At 62.3% G+C, this 3,269-nt stretch carries 4 protein-coding genes; all 4 read left to right on the top strand.

Going from position 1 to position 3,269, the window contains the following annotated elements; all coding sequences use genetic code 11:
• The coding region (locus A2J01_RS29810) for an AMP-binding enzyme (protein ID WP_156519445.1) at positions 1-610 on the top strand (610 nt) is incomplete at its 5' end.
• A 28-nt stretch (positions 611-638) separates the two neighbouring features.
• The gene (locus tag A2J01_RS29805; RefSeq protein ID WP_003939674.1) at positions 639-1,331 is read left to right on the top strand and encodes a TetR family transcriptional regulator; all 693 of its coding nucleotides are present in this window, start codon (positions 639-641) and stop codon (positions 1,329-1,331) included.
• Between the two features lie 159 nt (positions 1,332-1,490).
• A complete protein-coding gene (locus tag A2J01_RS29800) occupies positions 1,491-2,648 on the top strand; it encodes an acyl-CoA dehydrogenase (protein ID WP_003939784.1) in 1,158 nt (385 codons plus the stop codon).
• Between the two features lie 87 nt (positions 2,649-2,735).
• A partial coding sequence (locus tag A2J01_RS29795; protein WP_197494333.1) for an FAD-dependent oxidoreductase occupies positions 2,736-3,269 on the top strand: 534 nt, incomplete at its 3' end.

Below are 3,269 nucleotides of genomic sequence, written 5' to 3'. Positions count from 1 at the left end.
CTACACGATCTGCGAATACCAGGAAGCCTGGGACGACAAGCCGCAGTCCGAGCGCGCCGCACTTCTCTCTCGTCAGGGAGTCGGCATGGTGCAGGCCGAAAATGCTCGCGTTGTCGATGCCGAGATGAACGACGTCCCCGCCGACGGCCAGACCATGGGTGAGATCGTGCTCCGCGGCAACAACGTGATGCTCGGGTACTACCGCGACGAGGCCGCGACAGCCGAAGCATTTGCCGGTGGTTGGTTCCATTCCGGCGACCTCGGCGTCATGCATCCCGACGGATACATCCAGCTCAAGGACCGCGCGAAGGACATCATCATCTCAGGCGGCGAGAACATCTCCACCGTCGAGGTCGAGCAGGCGATCATGAGTCACCCCGCGGTGATCGACGTGGCAGTCGTCGGCGTTCCGGACGAGAAGTGGGGCGAGCGCCCGAAGGCATTCGTGGTGCTGGGCAAGGGATTACAGGCATCCGCCGAAGACATCGTCGAGCACACCCGCACTTTGCTGGCCGGGTACAAGGTTCCCCGCGACATCGTCTTCCCGCTCGACCTTCCTCGCACCCCCACCGGCAAAGTTCTCAAGTTCCAGCTACGCGCCGACAACTGACGCCGACGAAACCTGGATACTTGCATCCATGACCGAGCGCTCCGATGTACCCGGAACTGACCCCGCACAGTTTCGGGTACACGTCGCGTCTCAAGCGATCCGGTTGTTCTCGGAGAACGGGTACGAAGCCACCACCGTCGAGCAGATCGCCGCTGCCGCCGGTGTGTCGCGTCGGACGTTCTTCCGGCAGTTCCGCTCCAAGGAAGACGTGATCTTCGCCGATCACGAGTCCCTCCTCGAACACGTCGCAGAGTTCCTCGCGTCCGATTCCGCCGACCCCTGGGCGTCCGTGTGCGAGGCCGCGGGACTGGTGTTCGATTTCTTCCGCAGGAACCGAGACCTGTCGATGCGGCGATACCGCGTCGTACAGCATGTTCCGGCTCTTCGCGACCGCGAACTCGTCACCGGATTCCGCTACGAGCGCCTCTTCGTCGACTACCTGCGCAGCGCTGTGCCCCGCGAACCTGTCCTCGAGGTTGTCGGTTTTGCCGCAGCTGTCACCGCGTGCCACAACTACCTCTTGCGAAGCATGATCAAAGGCGACGAGGACGCCACAGCTGATGCACTAAGTCAGGCATTGCTCGACGTTCGGCGGACGTACGGCGTGGCACCCGGGTCCAAGACCAGCACGCCAGAATCGAAGTCCGTGCTGGTAGTAGCCTTTCCCCCGGGCACGTCCGCTGATGAGATCAGCAGAAAAATCCACGAACAACTCGGCTGACACTGCTCGTGCACCGAAACTTCACACACCCATCCCTTGACCTGGCACTCAGTGCCGTGTTTGACTGGGGTCATGGGCACCGGTCTGTCCGCGAATCTCGCTGGTAACGCCGGAGCCGCACCGACCGCCTTCAAGCCACCTTCACCAAGGAGCGTTCCCATGGCAGGAAACCCGGATTTCAATCTCTTCGCACTGAACGAAGAGCACGACGAACTGCGGGCTGCTATCCGCGGACTCTCCGAGAAGGAAATCGCGCCGTACGCCAAGGACGTCGACGAGAACGCACGTTTCCCCGAGGAAGCGCTCACTGCTCTCAACGCGTCGGGCTTCAACGCCATCCACGTTCCCGAGGCTTACGACGGCCAGGGCGCCGATTCCGTCGCCACCTGCATCGTCATCGAGGAAGTCGCCCGCGTCTGTGGCTCCTCCTCGCTGATCCCCGCTGTGAACAAGCTCGGCACCATGGGCCTGATCCTCAAGGGTTCCGAAGAGCTCAAGTCCAAGGTGCTCCCGGACCTCGTCAACGGCGGAATGGCGTCGTACGCACTGTCCGAGCGTGAAGCCGGATCCGACGCCGCTTCGATGCGTACCCGCGCAAAGGCTGACGGCGACGACTGGATCCTCAACGGCTCCAAGTGCTGGATCACCAACGGCGGCAAGTCCACCTGGTACACCGTCATGGCTGTCACCGATCCCGACAAGGGCGCAAACGGCATCTCCTCCTTCATGGTCCACAAGGACGACGAGGGCTTTGTCGTCGGACCGAAGGAAAAGAAGCTCGGCATCAAGGGCTCCCCCACCGCTGAGCTGTACTTCGAGAACTGCCGCATCCCCGGCGACCGCATCATCGGCGAACCGGGCACCGGCTTCAAGACGGCACTCGAGACCCTCGACCACACGCGTCCCACCATCGGCGCACAGGCCGTCGGCCTGGCCCAGGGCGCACTCGACGCGGCGCTGGCATACACCAAGGATCGCAAGCAGTTCGGCAAGTCCATCAGCGACTTCCAGGCTGTTCAGTTCATGCTCGCGGACATGGCGATGAAGGTCGAAGCCGCACGTCTGATGGTTTACACCTCCGCAGCACGCGCCGAGCGCGGCGAGAAGAACCTCGGCTTCATCTCCGCTGCGGCGAAGTGCTTCGCTTCGGACGTTGCCATGGAGGTCACCACCGACGCCGTGCAGCTGTTCGGTGGCGCCGGCTACACCACCGACTTCCCGGTCGAGCGCATGATGCGCGACGCCAAGATCACGCAGATCTACGAAGGCACCAACCAGATTCAGCGCGTCGTGATGTCGCGTGCGCTGTTGAAGTAAGGCACTTCGCGCCCCTGTGCGCCTTTCTGGTAGTCCTGACTACCGGAACGGCGCACAGGGGCTTGCCCCTAATTTTTGAGGAGAATCGTGGAACTTGTAGGCGTAATCGGCGGCGGCACCATGGGTGCCGGCATCGCCGAGGTATGTGCAAAAGCCGGTAGCTCGGTATTGGTGCTCGAAACCAAAGAAGAATTTGCCGCCGCTGCCCGCGAACGGATCGCCAAGTCGATCAACCGCGGCGTCGCCAAGGGCAAGATCACCCAGGAAGAAGCCGACGCCGCGATCGCACGCGTCCGCGTCACCTTGGACATGGAAGAGTTCGCCGATCGCGATCTGGTGATCGAAGCTGCTCCCGAGATCGAAGCTCTCAAGTACGAGATCTTCGGCAAGCTCGACAAGATCGTCAAGCCTGCAGGCATTCTGGCGACCAACACGTCGTCGATCCCCGTCATCAAGATCGCCAAGGCCACCTCGCGCCCCGGCCAGGTTGTCGGCGTTCACTTCTTCAACCCCGTGCCGGTCATGCCGCTCGTGGAGATCGTGGTCAGCCTGACGACGTCCGAAGAGACCGTTCTCGCCGTCACCGACTACGCCAAGAACACCTTGCGTAAGAAGACGGTT

The organism is Rhodococcus sp. EPR-134, assembly GCF_001647205.1.
Classification (GTDB): domain Bacteria; phylum Actinomycetota; class Actinomycetes; order Mycobacteriales; family Mycobacteriaceae; genus Rhodococcus_F; species Rhodococcus_F qingshengii.
The sequence above is the reverse complement of the archived record's forward strand: the minus strand, read 5'-3'. Positions and strand labels throughout refer to the sequence as shown.

Coding starts and splice junctions, on each gene's coding strand:
- A2J01_RS29805 (WP_003939674.1), top strand. CDS start 639: ATGACCGAGCGCTCCGATGTACCCGGAACTGACCCCGCACAGTTTCGG.
- A2J01_RS29800 (WP_003939784.1), top strand. CDS start 1,491: ATGGCAGGAAACCCGGATTTCAATCTCTTCGCACTGAACGAAGAGCAC.